The 22,552-nt window shown below is 50.3% G+C and carries 21 protein-coding genes; 20 read left to right on the top strand and 1 reads right to left on the bottom strand.

Annotation, left to right across the window (positions count from 1 at the left end):
• Nucleotides 1-53: 53 nt before the first annotated feature.
• From LIZ87_RS02315 to LIZ87_RS02225, 20 genes are all read left to right on the top strand, one after another.
• Nucleotides 54-1,634 carry an ABC transporter substrate-binding protein gene (locus LIZ87_RS02315; RefSeq protein WP_178317130.1) on the top strand — a complete coding sequence of 527 codons (1,581 nt, stop codon included), beginning with the start codon at nucleotides 54-56 and terminating at the stop codon, nucleotides 1,632-1,634.
• Between the two features lie 46 nt (nucleotides 1,635-1,680).
• Nucleotides 1,681-3,066, top strand: a complete 1,386-nt coding sequence (locus tag LIZ87_RS02310; protein ID WP_178317131.1) for an amidohydrolase — start codon at nucleotides 1,681-1,683, stop codon at nucleotides 3,064-3,066.
• Between the two features lie 43 nt (nucleotides 3,067-3,109).
• Complete coding sequence (locus tag LIZ87_RS02305) at nucleotides 3,110-4,699, top strand: ABC transporter substrate-binding protein (protein ID WP_178317132.1); 1,590 nt, start codon at nucleotides 3,110-3,112, stop codon at nucleotides 4,697-4,699.
• A 24-nt stretch (nucleotides 4,700-4,723) separates the two neighbouring features.
• Nucleotides 4,724-5,104: an ABC transporter permease gene (locus tag LIZ87_RS22540; RefSeq protein WP_178317133.1), complete on the top strand. Its 381-nt coding sequence runs from the start codon at nucleotides 4,724-4,726 to the stop codon at nucleotides 5,102-5,104.
• Nucleotides 5,068-5,688, top strand: a complete 621-nt coding sequence (locus LIZ87_RS22535) for an ABC transporter permease (protein ID WP_319638566.1) — start codon at nucleotides 5,068-5,070, stop codon at nucleotides 5,686-5,688. The genes LIZ87_RS22540 and LIZ87_RS22535 overlap by 37 nt, the downstream gene beginning before the upstream one ends.
• Nucleotides 5,685-6,542: an ABC transporter permease gene (locus LIZ87_RS02295; protein WP_178317153.1), complete on the top strand. Its 858-nt coding sequence runs from the start codon at nucleotides 5,685-5,687 to the stop codon at nucleotides 6,540-6,542. Before LIZ87_RS22535 ends, LIZ87_RS02295 begins: the two co-directional genes overlap by 4 nt.
• 12 nt (nucleotides 6,543-6,554) lie before the next feature.
• Nucleotides 6,555-7,532: an ABC transporter ATP-binding protein gene (locus tag LIZ87_RS02290; RefSeq protein ID WP_227145130.1), complete on the top strand. Its 978-nt coding sequence runs from the start codon at nucleotides 6,555-6,557 to the stop codon at nucleotides 7,530-7,532.
• Nucleotides 7,520-8,491, top strand: coding sequence for an ABC transporter ATP-binding protein (locus LIZ87_RS02285; protein ID WP_227145128.1), 972 nt, complete (start codon nucleotides 7,520-7,522; stop codon nucleotides 8,489-8,491). Before LIZ87_RS02290 ends, LIZ87_RS02285 begins: the two co-directional genes overlap by 13 nt.
• A gap of 29 nt (nucleotides 8,492-8,520) precedes the next feature.
• Complete coding sequence (locus LIZ87_RS02280; RefSeq protein WP_227145126.1) at nucleotides 8,521-9,864, top strand: MATE family efflux transporter; 1,344 nt, start codon at nucleotides 8,521-8,523, stop codon at nucleotides 9,862-9,864.
• A gap of 112 nt (nucleotides 9,865-9,976) precedes the next feature.
• Nucleotides 9,977-11,416 (top strand): TRAP transporter large permease subunit, encoded by a 1,440-nt coding sequence (locus LIZ87_RS02275; protein ID WP_178317149.1) that lies wholly within the window; start codon nucleotides 9,977-9,979, stop codon nucleotides 11,414-11,416.
• Nucleotides 11,391-11,801, top strand: a complete 411-nt coding sequence (locus LIZ87_RS02270; RefSeq protein ID WP_178317148.1) for a heme-binding protein — start codon at nucleotides 11,391-11,393, stop codon at nucleotides 11,799-11,801. Before LIZ87_RS02275 ends, LIZ87_RS02270 begins: the two co-directional genes overlap by 26 nt.
• Nucleotides 11,802-11,843: 42 nt before the next feature.
• On the top strand, nucleotides 11,844-12,563 hold the full coding sequence (locus LIZ87_RS02265; protein WP_227145124.1) for a PIG-L deacetylase family protein: 720 nt from the start codon (nucleotides 11,844-11,846) through the stop codon (nucleotides 12,561-12,563).
• 9 nt (nucleotides 12,564-12,572) lie between these two features.
• Nucleotides 12,573-12,977 (top strand): PPC domain-containing DNA-binding protein, encoded by a 405-nt coding sequence (locus LIZ87_RS02260; RefSeq protein WP_178316675.1) that lies wholly within the window; start codon nucleotides 12,573-12,575, stop codon nucleotides 12,975-12,977.
• A gap of 3 nt (nucleotides 12,978-12,980) precedes the next feature.
• Nucleotides 12,981-13,655 carry an RraA family protein gene (locus LIZ87_RS02255; protein WP_178316676.1) on the top strand — a complete coding sequence of 225 codons (675 nt, stop codon included), beginning with the start codon at nucleotides 12,981-12,983 and terminating at the stop codon, nucleotides 13,653-13,655.
• 202 nt (nucleotides 13,656-13,857) lie between these two features.
• Nucleotides 13,858-15,267, top strand: coding sequence for a YfcC family protein (locus tag LIZ87_RS02250; protein ID WP_178316677.1), 1,410 nt, complete (start codon nucleotides 13,858-13,860; stop codon nucleotides 15,265-15,267).
• Between the two features lie 24 nt (nucleotides 15,268-15,291).
• On the top strand, nucleotides 15,292-16,494 hold the full coding sequence (locus tag LIZ87_RS02245; protein ID WP_227145122.1) for a M20 metallopeptidase family protein: 1,203 nt from the start codon (nucleotides 15,292-15,294) through the stop codon (nucleotides 16,492-16,494).
• Between the two features lie 422 nt (nucleotides 16,495-16,916).
• Nucleotides 16,917-17,558, top strand: a complete 642-nt coding sequence (locus tag LIZ87_RS02240; RefSeq protein WP_178314009.1) for a TetR/AcrR family transcriptional regulator — start codon at nucleotides 16,917-16,919, stop codon at nucleotides 17,556-17,558.
• Nucleotides 17,559-17,634: 76 nt separating this feature from the next.
• Nucleotides 17,635-18,879 carry a TolC family protein gene (locus LIZ87_RS02235; RefSeq protein ID WP_178314010.1) on the top strand — a complete coding sequence of 415 codons (1,245 nt, stop codon included), beginning with the start codon at nucleotides 17,635-17,637 and terminating at the stop codon, nucleotides 18,877-18,879.
• 24 nt (nucleotides 18,880-18,903) lie between these two features.
• Nucleotides 18,904-20,148, top strand: a complete 1,245-nt coding sequence (locus LIZ87_RS02230; RefSeq protein ID WP_178314012.1) for a TolC family protein — start codon at nucleotides 18,904-18,906, stop codon at nucleotides 20,146-20,148.
• 273 nt (nucleotides 20,149-20,421) lie between these two features.
• On the top strand, nucleotides 20,422-20,676 hold the full coding sequence (locus LIZ87_RS02225; protein ID WP_178314014.1) for an HPr family phosphocarrier protein: 255 nt from the start codon (nucleotides 20,422-20,424) through the stop codon (nucleotides 20,674-20,676).
• Nucleotides 20,677-20,866: 190 nt separating this feature from the next.
• Here the strand turns inward: LIZ87_RS02225 and LIZ87_RS02220 are convergent, their stop codons facing one another.
• Nucleotides 20,867-22,444, bottom strand: a complete 1,578-nt coding sequence (locus LIZ87_RS02220) for a BCCT family transporter (protein WP_178313161.1) — start codon at nucleotides 22,442-22,444, stop codon at nucleotides 20,867-20,869.
• Between the last annotated feature and the right edge of the window lie 108 nt (nucleotides 22,445-22,552).

Below are 22,552 nucleotides of genomic sequence, written 5' to 3'. Positions count from 1 at the left end.
TTAATCTTATTGTATGTACATTTCTCAAATCAATCACGCAAAGGAGGAAAACAATGAAAAGAAATGGAATGATCATAGTGGGCTTGTGCGTAGCATTGCTTCTCAGTGCCTGTTCAGGGAAAAAGGCAGCAGATGCGTCGGCTCAAGGAGGAGCAGCAGAGCCTGCAAAGGAAGCAGCAGCTGATCCTGGAGAAAAAGTGGGAAAGAAAATGGGAAGAGATACTCTGATCGTGGCCCTGGAGGCTGAACCTCAAAAGCTGGATCCCCACACACAGAACCTTCCACAGTCGTACAATGTGATGCAAATGGTGGAAGAGCCCTTGATTAAAAAAGGAAAGGATGGAGAATACGAACCCTGCCTGGCAGAGTCCTGGGAAATGCCGGATGACACAACGATCATTTTCCATCTCCGGGACAACGTATATTTTCACAATGGTGAAAAATTCACATCGGAGGATGTCATATACACGATCAACCGGGCGAAAACGGGATCAGCCACAAAGACACAATTTTCTGATATTGACGAGGCAAACACAAAGGCAATTGATGAGCTTACTGTGGAAATGAAGCTGCATCAGCCGTCATCAGCTGTTCTCAACTACCTTTCTATGGGACGGGGCTACATATTGAATAAAAAGGCTATGGAGGAGATGGGAGAGGATGCCTACGGAAGGGCTCCTGTGGGAACAGGTCCATACATGTTTACGGAATGGGTGTCAGGCGATCACATCAAGGTAACAAAAAATGACTCCTATTGGGGAGAGAATCCCGGCATGGAGAATGTGACCTATCGGTTTATTTCAGATTCCAGCGTGCGCTCCATTGAGCTGGAGTCAGGAGGTGTGGATATTATCTATACAGTGGGACCGGAGGATTATGCGAGATTGGATGAAAATCCCCATATCGTGGCACTTTCCGGGCCTGGTTATACCCATGAGATCCTTCAGATGAGTATGGAGGCAGAGGAATTTTCCGATATCCGCATCCGTGAAGCCATGAACATTGCACTGGACACCACCGCCATTGTGAAAGCGGTGTATGGGGATCTGGCGATGGCGGCAGATTCTGTGATCAGTTCCGAGGTATTTGCCCACAAAGCAGTCGGCCCGATCAAGCAGGATATAGAGAGGGCAAAACAGCTCGTTATCGAAGCGGGCTATCCCAACGGCTTTGACTGTGAGATCACAGTGCCGGATGACCGTCAGACCCTCAATATGCTTGAAATTGCCCAGGCTATGTGGAAGGAAGCAGGAATCAATGTGACCATTACAACCTATGATCTGGCGACGATCCGTGAGAGGAATGTGGCAAAGCTTACAAGATTTGGACGTACCCGTTTCTTCGCAGGCTCTGGTGATCCGGACCACGCAATGTCCATCTGGGCCATTGGCTATGCAGGCGGCCTAAACTGCAATGATCCCTATATACAGGAGCTTCTGGATGCAGGCCGTGCAGAGTATGACAACCAGAAGAGAAAGGAAATCTACGGAGAACTCCAGGAATACTGCTGGAATACCTACTACAGCGTTCCCATGGCCTTCCCCTACATTTCCTATGCTCATGGTGACTACGTAAAGGGCTTTGAATTTGTACCTTCCGGGCTTCCGGATCTGACAAAGGTTACAGTCGAGTAGCCTGTAAACGGGAAGACAGGAAAGAGCAGATAGAGAGGGTATGGTTATGTCAGTGGAAGCAATTGAAAGAGAAATCAAAGGACATGAGGCAGAGCTGGAGAAGCTCTGCCGGACAATTTGGGAGAATCCGGAACCAGGGTACAGAGAGGTGATTGCATGCGAAAGCATCTGCAGCATTCTCAAAAAGGAAGGCTTTGAGGTGGAGACAGGAATCGGGGGAATTTCCACAGCCATCCGCGCTGTCTGGGGGGATGGAAAGCCGGCAATCGGGTTTCTTGCAGAGTATGATTCCCTGCCGGGCTTAAGCCAGGAGTGCGTTCCGTATAAGAAGTCTGCCGGAAAGGAATATGGCCATGGCTGCGGCCACAATCTGATGGGCACTGCCTGCCTGGGAGCAGTGCTGGGGCTGCGGTCAGAGATGATAAAAAAGGGGACGAAAGGAACAATCGTTTACCTTGGCTGTCCTGCAGAGGAATCTATGGGCGGTAAGCTCTTTTTGGCAAGGGAAGGAGTCTTTCACGGACTGGACTGTGCCATTTCCTTCCATCCCATGACGGTGAACAGGGTTACCGTTGGCAGCAGTCTTGCCGTGAATCAGTTCCGCCTGCACTTTTATGGAAAATCGGCTCATGCCAGTGCTGATCCCCAAAATGGAAGAAGCGCGTTAGATGCACTTGAGCTCACAAATGTAGGAATTAATTATTTAAGAGAGCATGTCCCTTCGGATGTGCGTATCCATTACACGATCACCGATGGGGGAAAGGCACCAAATATTGTTCCGGAATATGCAGCCGGACTGTATTTTGTAAGAGCTTCATCCAGAGAAAATGTGGACGAGGTTTACAGAAGGGTGCTTAAGGTTGCCCAAGGAGCTGCACTCATGACAGAGACAGAGCTGAAGGCAGATTTTTTGGGAGGCTGTTATAACAAGCTGCATAATAAGGTTTTATGTGAACTGATCTGTGAATGCATGAAGGACACAATACAAGAGCCCTGGAGTAAGGAAGAGCTGAAATTTGCAGAGGAGATCAATCGCACCGTGCCGGGCTATTACAAAAAAACAGTGGAAAAGTATCAGCTCTCTCCGAATGACCAGCTTCACAGAGGGGTACTCCCGTTACTGACAGAAGGAAGCATGGGCTCTTCTGATACAGGCGATGTGAGCTGGATCGTACCTACAGCAACCTTCTGGACAGCCTGCATGCCTCTGGGCACACCAGGGCACAGCTGGCAGCTGACTGCCAGTGTAGGAAGCAGCATTGGCTTTAAGGGAGCGATGTTTGCAGCCAGGAGCATGGCCCTTTGGGGAGTGAGGCTGCTGGAGAATCCGCTTATTTTGGAGCGTGCAAAGGCCGAGTTTTCCGAGGTAACAAAGAACCGTCCATACCGCTCGCCACTGCCGGAGGGGATATGTCCTCCTGTCGGTCACTGAGACTGTTGAGAAAATGATAAATGAAGGAAGGAACGGATGAAAAATGAAAAAACGCAGAATGACCGTATTGATATTGAGCGCTGTCATGCTTCTCTCTGCATGCACAGGCGGAAAAAGGGCTGGCATTTCAGCCCAGGGAAATAACAGCCAGGTAAGCGGAAAGGAAACCGCTGCCCAGGAACAGGTAGGTAAGGAGTCTGAAAAGGGGTCAGGCAGAGATACACTAATCGTTGCTCTGGATGCAGAGCCTGCCAAGTTGGATCCGCATACACAGAACCTTCCGCAGGCCCACAATATCCAGCAGATGATAATGGAGACACTGATCAAGAAAGGGGAGAATGGCGATTATGTACCAGGGCTTGCCGAATCCTGGGAAATGCCGGATGACACCACGATCGTATTCCACCTCCGGGATAATGTGTATTTTCACAATGGGGAAAAGCTTACCGCAGAGGATGTCATATACACGATCAACCGCTCAAAAACAGGCTCTGCCACCAAGACACAGTTTTCTGATATTGACGAGGCTAATACAAAGGCCATTGATGAACTGACAGTTGAGATGAAGCTTTACAATCCTTCCTCAGCCGTACTGAATTACCTGGCTACTGGAAGAGGACAGATCTTAAACAAGAAGGCGATGGAGGAGATGGGCGAGGATGCACATGGAAGGGCGCCCATTGGCACAGGACCATATATCTTTACAGAATGGGTGGCTGGCGACCACGTTACCGTGACAAGAAATGAGAACTACTGGGGAGAGAAGCCCAGTTTAAAGAGCGTGATCTACCGTTTTATCTCTGATTCCAGTATCCGTGCCATAGAGCTGGAGTCTGGCGGTGTAGATATTATCTATACCGTAGGTCCAGAGGATTATGACCGTCTGGATGAAAATCCTGAGATCGTGGCACTTTCCGGACCCGGATATACTCACGAGATCCTGCAGATGAGCATGGAGGCAGAAGAATTTTCCGATATCCGCATCCGCGAGGCTATGAACATTGCGCTGGATGTTCCGGCCATTGTGCAGGCTGTTTACGGAGATATGGGAGTTGCTGCAGATTCAGTCATGAGCTCTGAGATCTTTGGACACAAGTCCATCGGCCCCATCAAGCGTGACATAGAGAGGGCGAAGCAGCTTGTGATTGATGCAGGCTATCCCAATGGCTTTGACTGCGAGATCACAGTGGCGGAGGACAGGCAAACAAAGAATATGCTTGAGATCGCACAGGCTATGTGGAAAGAGGCAGGAATCAATGTGATGATCACCACTTACGACCAGGCAACGATCCGTGAGCGCAACGCTGCGAAGCTTACAAGGTTTGGACGCAGCCGTTTTAATGCCTCCTCAGGCGATCCCGACCATGCTATGTCCACATGGGCCATTGGCTATGCAGGCATTTTGAACTGTAATGACCAGCATATCCAGGAGCTGCTGGATGCAGGGCGGGCGGAATATGACGCAGAAAAGAGAAAGGCGATTTATGAGGAACTTCAGCAGTACTGCTGGAACAGCTATTATTCAGTACCTCTGGTATTTGCCTACATATCCTATGCCTGCAGAGACAATGTAAAGGGCTTTGGGTTTGATCCCTCCGGCCTGCCTGATTTGACAAAGATTACATTAGAATAGCTGATCTGCAATGGAGGTGAATACATGCTTCGGTATTTCCGAAAAAGGCTGCTGCTTATGATCCCGGTGATGTTCGGTGTCGCTCTGCTGATTTTTACTATGCTATATCTGACACCGGGCGATCCCGCCCGCATGATCGTGGGGGAGATGGCAACAGAAGAAGAATATCAGGCCCAGAGAGAGGAGATGGGCCTTAATGATCCATATATTGTCCAATTTGGGAACTATCTGGGAGGAATCCTCCATGGGGATTTTGGAAAGTCCTATATTACTGGTCAGTCCGTAACAGAATCTCTGCTTTCACGCTACCCGACCACAATGCTGCTGTCGGCTCTTAGCATCACTGTGGCAGTGATCATTGCCATACCTTGGGGATCTTATCAGCTGTGTATCAGGATACCGTGATAGACACGCTGGCCAGGCTGGTATCGCTCCTGGGTGTTTCCATGCCGAATTTCTGGCAGGCTATGATCTTTATCCTCATATTTGCAGTGAACCTGAAAATCCTTCCTGCCAGCGGCTTCTATGGGCCCTCCTATTGGATCATGCCGGCATTTACTATCGGCGTCCATACCTCTTGCAGTATTTTGCGCACTACGCGTTCCAGTATGCTTGAGACCATCCGGCAGGATTATATCAGGACAGCCAGGGCAAAAGGAGCCAGCGAAAAACGAGTGATATGGATCCATGCTCTGAGAAATGCCCTGATCCCGGTGCTTACCATCGTAGGACTCCGTTTTGGCGCGGGACTGGGAGGAGCCGTTGTCATTGAGTCCATTTTCTCGGTGCCGGGTTTGGGAAAGCTTATGGTGGATGCGATCAAGCAGAGGGACTATCCGGTCGTTCAGGGAGGTGTGCTGCTCATAGCCGTTTCCTTCAGTATGATCAACCTTTTGGTCGATATGCTCTATGCATATGTGGATCCCAGGATCCGTTCTCAGTACAACACTTATAAAAAGAAGAAAGCAGGAAAGGAGGAAAAGGTATGAGCCAGGGAAAGAAGAACAGTCAGGCGAAAGAAGTGTGGAAGCGTCTGAAAAAGAACAAGAGCGCCATGATAGGGCTGGCCATCCTGGTAATGCTGACAGTTTCTGCCATTTTTGCCAATGTGATTGCACCCTATCCCTACGATGAGCAGAACCTTTCCGAGCTTTTGAAAGGACCGAGTGCTGCCCATTTGTTTGGTACAGATAATTTCGGTCGTGACATTTTCAGCCGTGTTCTCTATGGAGGACGTATTTCCCTGATCGTGGGACTGATCTCTGTTGCGATTGGCTGTGGAGTGGGAGGCACCCTGGGAGCAATGGCAGCCTATTATGGAGGCCGTCTGGACACAGTCATCATGAGGATCATGGACGTGATGCTGGCAATGCCTAACCTTCTGCTTGCAATTGCTCTCTCCGCCTGTCTTGGGCCGGGACTCTTTAATGCGATTCTGGCTGTAGGCATCAGCAATATCCCAACCTATGCCCGTGTGGTCAGGGCCTCGGTCATGACCGTAAAGACACAGGAATATGTGGAGGCTGCCCATGCCCTGGGAGTGAAAAACAGGAGGATCATTTTAAAACATATTATCCCTAATGCGCTGGCTCCGATTATTGTACAGGCTTCCCTGGGTGTGGCAGGAGCGATTCTGGTAGCTGCGAGCCTGAGCTTTATAGGCCTGGGAGTCCAGCCGCCTACGCCGGAGTGGGGAAGCATGCTGTCGGCCGGACGGGAGTATATCAGGAATTACTGGCACATGGTCACCTTCCCAGGACTTGCGATCATGCTGACCATCTGCTCCTTAAATCTTCTGGGAGACGGCTTGCGGGATGCCCTTGATCCGAGATTGAAACGATAGGAGGCTGCGAAAATGCTGGAAGTAAAAAATCTACATGTCCATTATTCGACCGATCATGGAATTGTAAAAGCTGTAAATGGAGTGACATTTACCCTGAAGACCGGAGAGACCATTGGACTGGTGGGAGAAACAGGGGCAGGAAAGACGACCACAGCCCTGGGTATCCTGCGCCTGGTGCCAAACCCTCCTGGAAGAATCATAGAGGGTGATGTGATCCTGGACGGGGAATCTCTCTTGCGCATTAGTGAAAAGCAGATGCGGAAGATCAGGGGAGAGAAGATAGCAATGATCTTTCAGGATCCCATGACCAGCCTTAATCCTGTTCTGACAGTGGGAGAACAGATATCAGAGATTATAAAACTCCATTATCCCAAAATGTCAAAGGCAGACGTGTATCTGAAGGCGGCCCAGATGCTGGAGCTGGTTGGCATCCCCTCTGACCGCATCGCAGAATATCCCCATCAGTTTTCAGGCGGTATGAAACAGCGTGTGCTCATAGCAATCGCTCTGGCCTGTGATCCGGGGATCCTGATCGCAGATGAACCTACCTCTGCCCTGGATGTGACCATTCAGGCCCAGGTGCTCTCTTTGCTGTCAGAGCTCAAGAAAAAGCTCAATACTTCTCTTATTATGATCACCCATGATTTGGGAGTGGTCGCTGAAGTCTGTGATAAGGTTGCCATTATGTATGCAGGTGAGATCGTAGAGTACGGCAGCATTCGGGAGATTTATAAGAACGCGAAGCATCCATACACCATCGGGCTTTTTGAATCCATTCCCAGCATGGAAAAACGCGTGAAGAGATTAAAACCGATCCCAGGCCTGATGCCGGATCCCACTAATCTCTCGGAGGGCTGCAGCTTCAGTCCCCGGTGCCCTTATGCCACAGAGACCTGCCGGAAGAAGGATCCAAAGCAGATAGAGCTGTCAGAGGATCATTATGTGAAGTGCCTGAAATTTTCAGAGGAGAGCAGTCTATGGAAAAATTAGTGGAAGTAAAGAATCTGAAAAAATATTTTAAGACCCCAAAGGGGATCCTTCACGCAGTGGACGATGTGAGCCTGGATATTGAAAAGGGTAAAACACTGGGAGTGGTAGGGGAGTCGGGCTGCGGAAAATCCACCCTTGGCAGGACCATCCTGGGATTGTTAAAGGCAACCAGCGGGGAAGTCATATTCGATGGAAAAAATGTGACAAACCTGGAGGGGGAAGATTATATCAGGTCCAGGCAGAATATGCAGATCATTTTTCAGGATCCCTTCTCCTCCTTAAATCCGCGTATGACAGTGCGCGAGGCTATCGAGGAAGGACTGATCGTACATGGAATATGCAAAAACTGGGAGGAGAGGGCCAGCCGTGTCAGGGATCTGATGGACACCGTAGGTCTTGCAAAGCGGCTGGAGAATTCCTATCCTCACGAACTGGATGGAGGAAGAAGGCAGCGCATCGGGATCGCAAGGGCGCTTGCCTTGGATCCGAAGTTTATTGTTTGCGATGAGCCGGTGTCTGCTCTGGATGTGTCTATCCAGGCCCAGATACTCAATCTTATGCAGGATCTGCAGGAGGAGAAAGGGCTGACATATCTGTTTATTACACATAATTTATCTGTGGTAAGGCATATTTCCGATAACATCATGGTCATGTACCTGGGGGAACGGATCGAAATGTGCGAGTCTGAGGAGCTGTTTCTCCACACGCTTCATCCCTACACAAAGGCCCTTCTGGCAGCTATACCATCCACAGATATTGACCGGAAGCAGGAACGGCAGCTGATTCAGGGAGAGATCACCTCACCCATTGATCCAAAGCCGGGCTGCCGGTTTGCACCCAGGTGTCCCTATGCGGCAGAGCGGTGCCGCTGCGAGACGCCGGAGGCCAGAGAGATCCTTCCAAAGCATTATGTAGCCTGTCACTACGTGGAGGAGATCAATCAATTGACAGCAAGGTAGGGAAGGAGTGCAAGAAGGACGGATTAACAATGGAAAAAGAGAACAAAGAGCTTCTTCTTCAAACCTTCAGGACAGCCTGGCCTTCTGCCCTGGAGAGCCTGAGCGTAGGCTGTGTTTCTATTGCAGATACGATCATGGTGTCTGCTCTGGGGAGTGTGGCCATTGCGGCGGTGGGAATGACCTCCCAGCCTAAAATGCTGGCGCTGACACCTTTTACGGCACTGCAGATTGCAGTTTCATCCCTGGTTGCAAGAAGAAAGGGGGAGAAAGACAGGGAAAGTGCAAACCGCATCCTGAGGCAGGCTGTGGCAGTTGCGCTGATCCTGGGGCTTTTCGTGGGGGCTGTCTGCGTGGCCTTTGCAGATGCTATTTATACTTTTATGGGTGCGGAGCCTGAATCCCATGAACTGGCAGTCCATTATTTCTACATCATAGGAGGGGGGATCCTTTTTCAGGGGCTTTCTATGGTGATCAATGGGGCTCAGCGCGGGGCCGGGAATACAGGGATCGCCCTGCGGACCAGTCTGATTTCTAATCTGGTAAATCTGATATTGAATTATCTATTGATCCAGGGAAGATTTGGTTTCCCGGCACTGGGGGTAACAGGAGCGGCTATCGCCACTCTTTTTGGGACTGTCTGCGCTTGTCTTGTCAGCCTTTCGACTATTTTGCATAAGGACGGCTTCCTTTGCTGGAGCTGTAAAGAAGAAAGGAAAGCAAAGGACATCCTTTCTCTGTGCTCTCTGGGACGGCTGGCTTCCTCCTCCTGGATCGAGCAGTTGTGCATGCGCTTTGGAATTTTCTTATTTACAGCCGTGGTAGCTCATATGGGCACTCAGGCCTTTGCTGCCCATCAGATTGGCATGAATATCCTGTTTTTGTGCTTTTCTTTTGGGGATGGGCTCTCAGCTGCCTCTGTGGCATTGGTCGGCCAGAGCTTGGGAGCAAAGGACAGCGGCAGGGCGCTGCACTATCTGAAGATTATAAGAGGCTTTGCTTTTGCCATCTCAGCGGTTCTCAGCGTGATCTTTCTTCTTTTGGGACGTCCGATTTATCTGTCATTTTCGAGAGAGGAAGAGATTGTAAATATTGGAGTGATCGTACTGTATTTTATAGCGGTGATCGTATTTATCCAGACGCAGCAGGTGATAAGCTCAGGATGCCTAAGGGCGGCCGGGGATGCCCGCTATGTGGCAGTTGTGTCCTTTGTGAGCGTAACTGTTATCCGGCCTATATTCAGCTATTTGCTCTGTTATGTACTTGACTTGGGGTTGATAGGGGCCTGGTTGGCGATCCTGACAGACCAGTTTACACGGATGGTCTGTGTCGGTATCCGGGTAAAGAAAGGCGGGTGGATCAGGCTTCAGATTTGATCGGTTTTACCGTTGTTTTTGAACGGTATTCACCGTTTTACTTTTCCCCAAAGGCATGATAGCATTTTATTAGGATATCCAAAAGAATATGATAGTTAGAGGAGGGGGAGATATGATTACTGTTGTTTTGCCGATAGCTGTGTTATTATCGATCGCATTGATCAAGAGGCTTCCGGTGATTGGTGGAAACATCGAAGTGGCTTTGTTATCCGCAGCGGCCCTGTTCTTGCTCACCAGCGGCATCTACAACCCGCTTACATGGGCTTATGCGGTCTATGACGGTCTAAACCGTTTTGCATGGATACTCTGCCTGCTGCCTGTGGCCGGCATCTATGCGCAGACACAGCTTCGCTTAGGAGCAATGGATGGGATTGTCAGGATCCTGCGCTGCCTGTTAGGGACGTCAAGGCGCAGCCTGATCGCCTGCACGGTCATTTCGCTTCTATTTGCAGGTTCCATGCTGGGAGTAGCCAGTGCGGCAACAGCAATCGTAGGAGTTTTGGTCGCAGGAGCCTTGGATGAGGATGGGATGGAGGTGGAAAAGATTGCCGCTATCATCGTCATGGCCGGTTCCCTTGGCTCCCTTATGCCGCCGATCTCCTCCTCCTTTGTGCAGTCTGCAAGCATTATTGGCGCAAATGAACCGGAGACACTGAAGCTGGGGTGGATCGCCACCTTTGTGGCAGCGGTGTTTGTTATGATTTATTCGGTGCTGGCCTTTGGCCATAAGGACAAAGACAGCTCGGCGGAATTGATAAAGAGGGAACGGCTGGGAGATGTGATATGTGAGGTTTGGCCTTCACTGATCCCGGTAGGTGTACTTCTGGCATTAGTAATACTCAACAATGGGTTTGGTGTAGATGTGATCACCATGGTATTTGGCCCTGTTTTGGCGGTACTGTCTGAGATACCGATTATAAAAGGCTTTGCAAGAGTGATCGTAATGAGCCTGGCTGTAGCGGCTGCTGTCAGCTTTTTCTACAAGAGAGTGCGCATGAATGCAAAAGACATTTTCCTTAAGGGAGTAAAAAATGTAAAGGGCCAGATGATCAAGCTTGCCTGTGCAGCCTGTCTGTTAGGAGCAATGTATGCAGGAGATCAGATTGAGACCATTGAGGCCTTTGCTCTGAGCCTAAACAGCACGACCTTGATCCTGGGAGGCGCGGTCTGTCTTGTGATCCCAGGCATGCTGACAGGAGCAGACTCTGTTTCACTCAGTACCATCTTCTCATTCTATGGTCCGGCCCTGGTTGCTCTGGGGCTGACACCAGCGGCAGCAGCAGTAGCGGGAGAGCTGTATCTCCACAGGAGGACAGGGACTTCCGCCTGCGGATATGACTACCTTCATTGTATGCGGGCTGTTGAGCGGCCTTCTGGGAAAGGAGATCAATCCCTTAAAGACCATGCTGTATGCCTCCCCAATGAGCTTGTTCCTGGCGGGAACTGGTCTGTTTATCATATTTACAAGCCTGGCATAGCAGGATATTTATACTGCAGCACATATAGAAAGCAAGGAGGAAATGAAAATGGCAAAAACAAAATTATCATTTGAGGACAAAGAGAAGATCATTCATTATTTAATGGAACGCGTAGAGAAGGCAAATGGAAAGCCCTTAGCAATTGCCATATCAGACGGGGCCGGAGTGCTGGTATCCCTGACCTTGATGGAGGGAATGGCAGTCAGAGGAGGAGGCTTTGCAACACACAAGGCATATACTGCTGCAAAGTTTCAGAAGTCAACCTGGGAGATGGTGAAGCATCTGGACAAGCAGGGGGTTCCTATGAGCGCTTTCTGTGATCCCAATCTTTCCCCATTAAAAGGCGGTGCTCCCATTAAGAACGAAGAGGGAGACGTAATCGGAGCTGTGGGAATTAGCGGATGGACAGGCGAAGAGGATCAGATGCTGGCAGATGAGGCAGCTGCCCAGATCTGCTGATGTATATAACAAAGATGAATGAAAGAGAAAAGGAGAATAATTATGGAACAGAAGAGATTACTTGTAATCAGTGCTCATGCAGTGGATTTTATCTGGAGATGTGGAGGAACTATCGCTCAGTATGCAAAGGCAGGTCATACAGTGAAGATTATTGACCTGACTTTTGGATCAAGAGGAGAGTCAGATCAGGTATGGCGTGAAAATCCCTCAATCAGTGAACCGGAGGTGCGTATCCGCCGCCGTATGGAGGCAACAGAGGCCGCTGCGATCCTGGGAGCAGAGATCGAGTTCTATGAGTGGGAGGATCACCTTCTGACCATTGACCGCGATCAGGTGATGAAGCTTGCCGGAGCTATCAAGGATTTCCATCCAGACATTATACTCACCCACACAGAGGATCCTTTAAATCCTGACCATACAAATACCAGCCATGCAGTGCAGGCAGCTCTGCGTTCTGCTCAAGTATACGGTGTATATCCGGAGAAGAAGGTGGTTACAACAACCAATATCTATATGTTTGAACCGGATCAGCCGGAGATGTGCGGTTTTAAGGCAGATATGTTCATTGATATTACCGATGTGATGGACAGGAAGATCCAGGCCATGAAGGTCGTTGCCTCCCAGCAGCATCTTCTGAATAATTATACAAACCGCGCAGAATACCGCAGCTATCTGGCAAGACGCCTGGCCTGCGATCCGGGCATCAAATATGCAGAAGCCTTTGTAAGATTCATGCCTCAGGTTGGAAAAGAATTTGCGTGAGGTGGATCGATGAGTAAATTACATGTGATAAAGCTGGAGAAGGGACAGGACGTAAAGGAAGGCTTGAAGCAGTATATGATGGATAAGGATTGGAAGGGCGCCGTCATTGTGACGGCGGCCGGTTCCCTCAGGGGAGTTACGCTGTCTAACCCCATTTCCGATACGCCTCCGTCTGTACTTCTTCCTATTACGGTAGATGTTCCCTGTGAGATCATGAGCTTTACAGGGGAGTTGATCAGAAAGGACGATACGCCAAAGAGCCTGTCGCATTTCGTGCAGGATGATCCCTGCAATTACATTGTCCATATTCATGCCAGCATTTCCCATGGAAGCGGTGTAGTAAACGGCGGAGGCTTAAGGGCGGCTACCGTACACAGGGCGTTAAATATTTACGTGCTGGAACTGGAGGAATAAGACATGATCGGTTGTGTGATTAATAGTAAGATAAAAAGGCCGGATCCGAAGCTGATCCGCCTGTTTGAAGATCTGCCCGTGGCAAATATCGGAGATTGCATGAGCCGTATGGCGGCAGTGCACCAGGATATCAGGCCAGTGAGCCATCACCCTCTGTTAGGACCTGCGTTCACAGTCAAGGTGCCGGAGGGAGATAATCTGATGTTCCACAAGGCCATGGATCTGGCCGCTCCCGGCGATATTATTGTGATCGATGCAAAAGGGAGTACAGGCCATGCGATCTTTGGTGAGATCATGGCGACCTATTGTATGAAGCGGGGGATCGGCGGAATTATTGTGGATGGCGCTGTCCGGGACTACAATGCTCTGACCAAAATTGGCATTCCGATCTATGCCAGGGGCGTGACCCCCAACGGACCTTATAAAAACGGCCCAGGTGAGATTGGAACGACCATTACCTTTGGTGGGATCGTCATCGAACCGGGAGATATCATCGTAGGCGATGAAGACGGGATCGTAGCGATCCATCCCTGGGAGGCAAGGAGGCTGGCAGAAGAGGTACGGGCAGTATCCGCCAAGGAAGCCGGCCTGATTGAACGGATTATCAGGGAATGCATTTATGACAGACCCTGGGTGGATGATAAGCTGACAGAGATTAACTGTGAATATGAGGGTTAGCAGGCTTAAAAAATTAATCTTTAAAAACAGTTCATGCATATTTTTCCACTTTACTTAAAAAAATATTGACAAAAATCTCTCCTACTATGTATAATTATTAACTGAAAAGGGCCAGTAGTGACCGCACTATTGGCCCTTTTCCTATTACAAGGCATCTGGCATCCCCTCAAACCAGCTTCAGATGCTGAAAGGAGAACATACCATGAAAACAGACACTTCCAAAAAGAAACGGGAAATTCCCCACATCCTCGTGATCCTTCTGGTGATGATCGTGCTTGCTACGATCTGTACCTGGATCTTTCCGGCAGGCTCTTACACCAGAGTTCTTGATGAGGCCAGCGGACGCCAGGTCATTGACCCGGCCAGCTTTCAGTATCTGCCTAAGACGCCGGTAGGCCCCTTTAAGATGTTCGTATGCCTGGAGGAAGGCCTGATCTCAGCAGCCAATATTACCTTCCTTATTTTCTGTGCATTTTCCAGCCTTTACCTGTTGGAGAAAACGGGAGCCATTGACGCGGCTATTGCCCAGATCGTCCGCAAGACAAAGGATCATCCGGAATATGCCAACATTTTTATCATCATTATCATGATCGCCCTGTCCATCTGGGGCTCCACCGGGACCATGTCCTATGAGGAGATCATAGCGTTTATCCCCATTTTTGTGGCTGTCAGCATTGCGCTGGGCTATGACGCTATGGTCGGTGTAGCCATCTCTGTGGTTCCTGTGGGCATAGGCTTTGCATCTGCTACCGTGAACCCCTTTACCATCGGCGTGGCTCAGACGATCGCAGAGCTTCCGCTGTTTTCCGGCTTGGGCTACAGGATCCTGATCCTGGCTGTGATGACTCTGCTCACCATTGTTTATGTGATGCGCTATGCAACCATGATCAAAAAGAATCCCACAAAGAGCCTGACCTACGGCATCGACTACTCTGACCTGGCAGTGGATGAGTCCAGGATGAATACCGCCATGACCACAGAGAGAAAGCTGAGCCTGGTATGCCTGCTTATTGCAGTTATCATCATGGGCTGGGGGCTGATCACCCAGGGCTGGTATATCAATGAGGTGGCAGCCATCTTTATGATCTTAGCCATTGTGGTCGGCCTCATCAACCACTGGAGCGCCAACAAGATTGCGGGTACCCTGGTAGAGGGCTTAAGCAAGGGCGTGCTCTCCGCAGTGATCGTCGGCGTGGCAAGAACTGTGCTGACCATCATGACAGCAGGAAACATCATTGATACCCTGATCCACGGCTGTGTTTCCCTGATCAATGGCCTTTCCCTCTATGCCAGCGGCGTGGGAATGCTGGTGTTCCAGACACTGCTGAACCTGCTCATCCCATCCGGCTCCGGACAGGCGACCGTATCCATGCCGATCATGACGCCGATCGCTGACCTGATCGGAATGAACCGCCAGATCGCAGTCCTGATCTTCCAGTTTGGCGATGGCTTCTCCAACCTGCTGTGGCCCACCAGCTTTATGGTGGTCGCCTGCGCTATGGCAAAGATCCCGTTAAATAAATATTATAAGTGGCTCCTTCCCTTTATGGGCATCTGCTTTATCTTCCAGTGCCTGTTTGTATTCGGAGCCATTGCGATGGGCTACTGCTGATATACCCGGGAAGAGGAGAACACTATGACAATGATCAATACTGTTTTTTTGGACCAGGTGAGAGCAGAGCTTCCTCCTGTGATGGAGGAGGCCGTAAAGACCCGCCGTTATCTCCACATGAACCCGGAGGTGGGCTTTGATACCCAGAATACGGAGCGTCTTGTGCGGGAACGCCTGACCTTGCTGGGCATTGAGCTGCTGCCCGCAAAGATGGGAGTAATGGGAGTGATCCGCGGACAGGACAGCAGCCGCATGGTTGCTCTGCGGGCAGACATGGACGCTCTTCCCATAGAGGAAGAAAATGACGTTCCCTACCGCTCAAGGTGTCCCGGGAAAATGCATGCCTGCGGCCACGACGGCCACACCTCCATGCTTTTGGGAGCAGCAAGGCTCCTAAAGGCGCATGAGAAGGAGCTTCCCATGGATGTGCTCCTTATCTTCCAGCCGGCAGAGGAGGGCCCGAACCTGGGAGGCGCCAGAGTCATGCTGGCAGACCTGAAGGAAAAGGGAATGGCAGAGAAGATCGTAAGGATCTTCGGCCTTCACCTGTTTAATGATTATCCTCTGGGAACAATATGTGCAAAATATGGAGCGATGGCGTCCTCCACCGATGAATTTGACATTACGGTCATCGGAAGAGGCGGACACGCAGGACAGCCCCACAAGTGTATCGATGCGCTCTCTATCGGCGCAAAGGTGATCACTGCCATGGAAAGCTACATGTCCAGGCGTATGGATCCCTTTGATCAGGCCATTTTCTCTGTCGGCATCTTCCAGGCAGGCTCAGCCAAAAATGTGGTGGCAGAGACTGCAAGGATCGCAGGAACCATCCGCTGCCAGAGGGAGGAGACCAGAGCGGAGATCCTGAAAAACATGGAGCAGATCGTAAATGGCATCTGCAGCGGCTTTGGCGCCGACTGCAGGATCGATGTTCTCCACGGACTTCCTGTGCTGGTAAATGACAAGGAGGCGGTGGAGTATTCTGCGGCTGTAGCGCAGCAGGTGGCAGGGAAAGAGCATGTCCTTATGCTGTCAGCCCCCATGATGGGTGCGGAGGACTTTGCCTATTTTGCAGAGGCGGTCCCGGCCTCCTTCTTGTGGATCGGCTCCGGCAATCCGGACAAGGGCTTTACCCATCTGGCCCACCAGCCAAAGTTTGACTTTGACGAGGATGCCATGGCAAACGGGATCCAGATCCTGTGCGGCCTGGCAGCGAATATGAAGTAAATAAATGAAAACAGCAGGCCCCGTCTTTTCAAGAAAGAGCAGGGGCCTTTTGCCATGCATAGTAACAGTTCAGGCGGCTGCTGGGAGAGCGGCTGGCGCTTCAGTTTCGGACATAAGAAGCACTAAGACACCTGATTTTTCCTAAGAGCCAGAGCAGCATCAAAGCAACTCGCTGCGCTCAAACAATCATTGATGCTGCTCTGAACGGAAAAACCAGCTGACTAAGTGCTTCTAATGTCCTGCAAAGTCGCTCCAGCCGCTCTCCCAGCGGCCGCCTGAACTGTTGCTATGCATATAGCCTTTCACAAAATTTTAAGACTTCTTTTATTGACAATCTATGGCACAGATGTTTATAATTGGTTCCGTGACAAGATGTCATGGTGACATTTTGTCATTTCTGCAAATGATTAGGAGGCGCATATATGCCAACACAACGTTTCTTGAATCTGAAGGAAGAGAAAAAGAAGGTCATATTGGAGGCTGCTGTCCATGAATTTTCCAGGGTTCCTTATTCTTCGGCATCCATTAATCAGATCATTAAAGAGGCTGATATTTCAAGAGGGAGCTTTTATACCTACTTTGAGGATAAGGACGATCTGATGAGATATCTGCTGCGGGGAGCCGGAGACCGGTGCCAGCAGTGGGCATTCAGGATCATGGAGGAGGAAAAGGGCAATGTCTTCGCTGTGCCCATAAGGATCCTTTCAAAGCTTATGGACAGGGACACGGAAGGGCTGGGCTACAAAATGTATCAGAATATGCTTTCTGATCTGAACCTGGTCAATCAGCACCAGCTGTTTGGAGTCAGAGGCTTTTTGTTTCGGGATGATACCTTCCGGGATTTTATTGACAAGGTGTATCTGAACCTGGACAAATCGCGTTTTCCCATGGAAAAAGAAACGTTATCCTATGTTGTTGAGATGAGCATGATGCTGTCGATCAAAGCCATCACATTGTTTTACAAAAGAGCAGCCAGCAAGGAGGATATATTGACCGTGGCTGGCAATGAAATGCATATACTTGAAAAGGGAGCCTGCAGTTCATTTAAGCCTGTAGAGGTATGAAGGGGCCTGGTGAACATGCCGGCACGCCGGCTCCGGAGACCAAAAGATTGTGCAAACAGAGAAGAGGAGAATTACTATGAAAAAACAAAATGCCAATATTCAAGGATTACGCCGCCTGGCAGTTGTGCTCACGGCATCTGCTATGGCTGTATCTTCACCTATGACTGCATTTGCAGCAGCAAAGAACAGCCCCAATGACCAGTCCTATCAGCCTCCTGAGGCCCCTGCTCCTGATTATAAGAAGGATATCAGCCCGGAGTTCGCCTACACCCAGGACAAATGGGCTGCCCTAAAGGACAATGTGATGGAGTACGGAGAGCTGGCTGACCTGATCCATGAGTACAATCCCACGGTCCGCAGCAACCGCTATACATACAATGACCAGAAGAACCAGGACCTGACGGATGTCTATGATGAATTGATGGATGATGCCAGGGATGCCTGGGACGCTGCCGGGGAATTTGATACGGACACCTACATGGGAAGGCTTTCCAGCGCCCAAATGGATTTCTCAGGAAACTCTCTGGCAAAGCTGGCTGACAACAACTATATGGACTCTGAAATGTACAAGATACAGTATGACCAGACGGAGGCCAATCTGGTATTCCAGGCCCAGCAGCTCATGGTGACATATGAGCAGTCCGGCTACACCATGAAGAACCTGGAGGCAAACAGAAGCCTGGCCCAGGCAAACTACGAGGCCGTCCAGGCCCAGCAGTCTGTGGGCATGGCAACAGAGGTGAATGTGCTGACAGCTCAAAAGAGCGTTCAGGACATTGACACCAGCATTCTCTCTACCCAAAAGTCCATTGACAATGTGCACAGGAATCTCTGCCTGATGCTGGGCTGGAGTGCGGATGCCCAGCCGGATATCCGTCCCGTTCCCCAGGCAGATCTGGACCGCATTGCAGTCCTGGATCCGGCAGCAGATAAGGAAGAGGCCCTTGCCAACAATTACGATATCAAGTACTATCAGAAGAAGCTGGAAAATGTATCCACAAATGAGCTTCGCTCCGCTACCCAGGCCAGCATCGATGATGCGAGGAACACGGTGGAGAATAACCTGAAGGTCCAGTACAATGCGATCCTTGATGCAAGGGATGCCTTAGAGGCAGCCAACATTAAGCTCCAGCTTGAAACAGTCAATATGAATACGGTGAACGCAAAGGCAGCTACAGGCAATGCCAGCCAGCTGGAGGTGATCAGCCAGCAGACAGCCTTCACAACTGCCCGGAATGCAGTGGAGACCTCCAAACTTTCGCTCCTTCTGGCAATGGAAAAGTATGACTGGATCAAGAAGGGACTGACCTTCCAATCCTGATCAAGGGAAAGCAGGTGACAGAATATGAAGAAGAACAGCAGAAAGATCCTGTGTGCTGCCATGGCCGCTATGATGGCGGCCTCCTCCGGGATGTTCACAGCCTATGCACTGCCCACAGAGGAACCGGACCAGGAATTTCAAGAGGCCTATGCCAGGCTTCAGGATAACCATATGGAGTACGATGAACTGGAGGATCTGATCAAACATTATTATGAACCCATCCGTTCCGGTTTTGCAGCAGCTACCAGCACCTATGATACGGATATGGCAGATGTGGCTTCTCTCATGTATGAGGCAGCCAGGGAGCTGGATGACGATGCGGATGACCTGGAGGATCTGGTAAAAAGCGGTCAGGTGGATCCGGGCTCCATTATCGATACAATGACAGAGGTGGGAACGAACCGTTATATGGCGAAGGCCTACCGCTCAGGTGCAAGCACCATGTACCGCACCATTGATATCAACTTAAGGGACAGCGGCAGTACCGTAAAATCCATCCAGCGCCAGGTCAACCAGGTAGTATACCAGATGCAGCTTGTGATGAACGGCTATGAGCAGCTGATGGCGAACCGCCAGGTGCTGGCAAAGGCAGTGGAGCTGGCCGAGATGGCAAAGAGCCTTCAGCAGACCATGATGGCCCAGGGACTGGCAGTGGATGCGGATATCTTAAGTGCAGCCTCCAGCCTGGCCTCCAACCGCTCTCAGCTGGAGTCCATAGACACCATGGCCGCCAGGATGAAAAAGACCCTTTGCCAGTTCACCGGATGGGGGCCGGAGAGCAGCCCTGAGATCGGGCCGGTTCCGTCTGCCGATATATCCGCTATTGCCTCTATCCAGATAGAGACGGATAAGGAAAAGGCGGTGAACAACAACTATAATCTGATTTCCCTGAGATCCGGGAAGGGCGGGAATATGGATCAGATAGAGAAACTTATGACAAAGTCCACCACTCAGACCAGGAATAAGCTTGAGGATGTGGCCTACAGCGAGGATCAGGTGCGCTCCAACCTTCAGACCTTGTATGATACCATACTGGAGCAGAAGGTTGCCTATGATTCCGCGGCCACCTCCTACAGGGCGGCGGAGCTTACCTGGAATGCAGCCCAGATACAGAGGCAGAATGGCTCCTTAAGCCAGATCCAGTATATGCAGCAGGAGGTCGCCTACCTCCAGGCCCAGGCAGGGCTGCGCTGCGCAGATCTCGCGCTGCAGCAGGCAATGCAGAATTATCATTGGGCAGTGAAGGGGCTTTCTATCACTGCGGAATAATGAGTAAGGCTCCCGGCTCTTTATTGGTAACAGTTCAGGCGGCGGGGAAATCTATGAAAAAATGGCCTTACAAACAAGCTTGACGGCCATTTTTTCATAGATTTCCCCGCCGCCTGAACTGTTACCTTTATTGTTAAAAATATACAGAAAATAGAAGGAAAAAGCTTGATTTTTGGGGAAAATTCTGATATCCTGTTTACATAAGGAAGCGGATAATAACATTCAAAAGGAGAGTAGCATGTAGTAGCTGTTGTGTTGAATTGAGGTGATTCTATGTTGACCAGACAGGTGGACAGCCGTATGAAGGCTCTGAATCCCATACCGATTTCATATTTGGTACAGACCGCCAATCAGTTTGTTTGCGATATTTACGTAAAAAGCGACAAAGGAAGGGCCAATGTAAAGCGCTATGATGAGATGAAGAGTCTCAATATCCTGGGCCTGCTTACCTTTTACTTTAAAGGAAGCGATGAGAATGAGGCAGAAGACAGGATACACCGGATATTGTGGCAGGATAGCAGGAGATGATCAGGTAAAAAGGGTACATAGAAGAAGGATAACATGGCGGGGGCCCGTTGAGGGCTCCCGCCGCTTTATGCGCTGTTTATTTCTGCGAAGCAATGAGCCAAGTAGCCGTGCTTGCACGGATATTTGGCGAATGCCGCAATAGCCGGATATCCCGCCGCTCTGCTGCGCTGCAAATTTGATGCCCCGTAGCTTACTGCGGGGTATTCGGCTCCCGCGCAGGGTTTTCCTTATCCAGATAATGTCCCGCATCCCGGAAGAAGCTCAAGACGATCAGGAGGATGATAAAGCCAATGGGAAAGGCGGCAATGATGGAGACCGTCTGCAGGTTGGCCATGGAATTTTCAGAGAAGATCAGGGCAATGGGAAGAAGCATGAGCAGCACGGCCCAGAACAGCTTTACCCGCTTGTCAGGCTCTTCCCCGGCCTCCAGGGATTTGTAGGAGTAGGAGCTTGCCACCATGGTAAGGGCATCAAAGGAGGTGGCATAAAAGGCGATCATGGTCACTGCCAGCAGGATCAGTCCGGCTTTGGCCAAAGGCATTGTCTCAAAAATGGAGATGATGGCCTGGTAGAGATCCTGGGTCTCACCGTAAATACCCATCAGATCCAGCCTTCCATGCATCTGAAGGCCCAGACCATAGTTGCCCAGAATGATAAAGGAGGTAAAAGTGCCTGCCAGCCCGAAGAAATAGCCTCCCAGAACAGTCTGGCGTATGGTGCGGCCTTTGCTGATGGTGCCGATAAAGAAGGGCGTTGCCACGCACCACACCATCCAATAAGCCCAGTAGAAGATCGTCCAGTTCTGTGGGAAGCTGGAGGTGCGCAGGGCGTCCGTCCAGGTGGACAGGCCGATGAAATTCTGTGCCAGATTTCCGATGGAGGTCAGGCCTGTCTCAATGATATACCGCGTCTCCCCGCCGCAGAAGAGAAAGTAAGCTAACAGGACAAAGAACAGGTATACACAGGAGGCCGCCAGTTTTGCCACACCTTGCATTCCAAAGTAAACTGCCATGGTGTAGACCACACAGATCACAACAAGGATGGCGATAGTGAGAAGGTTCGTCTCCCGGATCCCCAATACCCGGCTTAAGGCCATGGAGAGAAGAGGAGTCGCCAGGGAGAAGGTGGTGGCGGTGCCTGCCAAAAGGGCGAAGACAGCGATCAGGTCAATGAGCTTTCCCCAGAGCCCGTCCACACGGCTCCCCAGCAGGGCGCGGCAGGCCTCAGAATATTTCTGCTTGCTTCTCTTTCGCACATGGATCATAAAGCCAAAGGAGACAGCCAGGATGATGTAGAAGCTCCATGGAATCGGACCCCAGTGGAACAGGGGATAAGTGGAGGCCCAGTCCTGCATAGTGCCCATCTCAGTGATATGGGGCTCCCCCGCATAGAGCATCCACTCACAGAGGGAGTAGAACAGGATGTCTGCTGCCAGTCCGGCGGTAAACATCATGGAGCCCCACTGAAAGGAGGAGAACTCCGGCTTCTCGGTATCTCCCAGCCTTATGGCCCCGTAGCGGGAAAACGCCATATAAAAGGAACATATCACAGCTCCAAGGCCTATGATCAGGTAATAGCTTCCCAGCTGGTCTCCCAGGAAAAAGCGGATGGAGCCCAGGATGGAGGTGGAGCCTGCGGGATTCACCATAAAAAGGAAGCAGAGGACCAGGATGGAGAGAAAGGGGATCAGGGTTGTGATCCAGTCCAACTGTTTCTTTAAGGATGAATGTTGGGAAAACTGCTGTGGGGTGTTATGATCCGTTTTCAATTGAGTTGCCTCCTTGACTTGTGTTCAAAAATTTAAAAATATTTTTTATATTGAACATACTATCACCAGTCTATGGAAAAATCAAGTAGTATTTCAAAATAACAATAA

It is taken from the genome of Lacrimispora sp. 210928-DFI.3.58, assembly GCF_020554865.1.
Classification (GTDB): domain Bacteria; phylum Bacillota; class Clostridia; order Lachnospirales; family Lachnospiraceae; genus Enterocloster.
The sequence above is the reverse complement of the archived record's forward strand: the minus strand, read 5'-3'. Positions and strand labels throughout refer to the sequence as shown.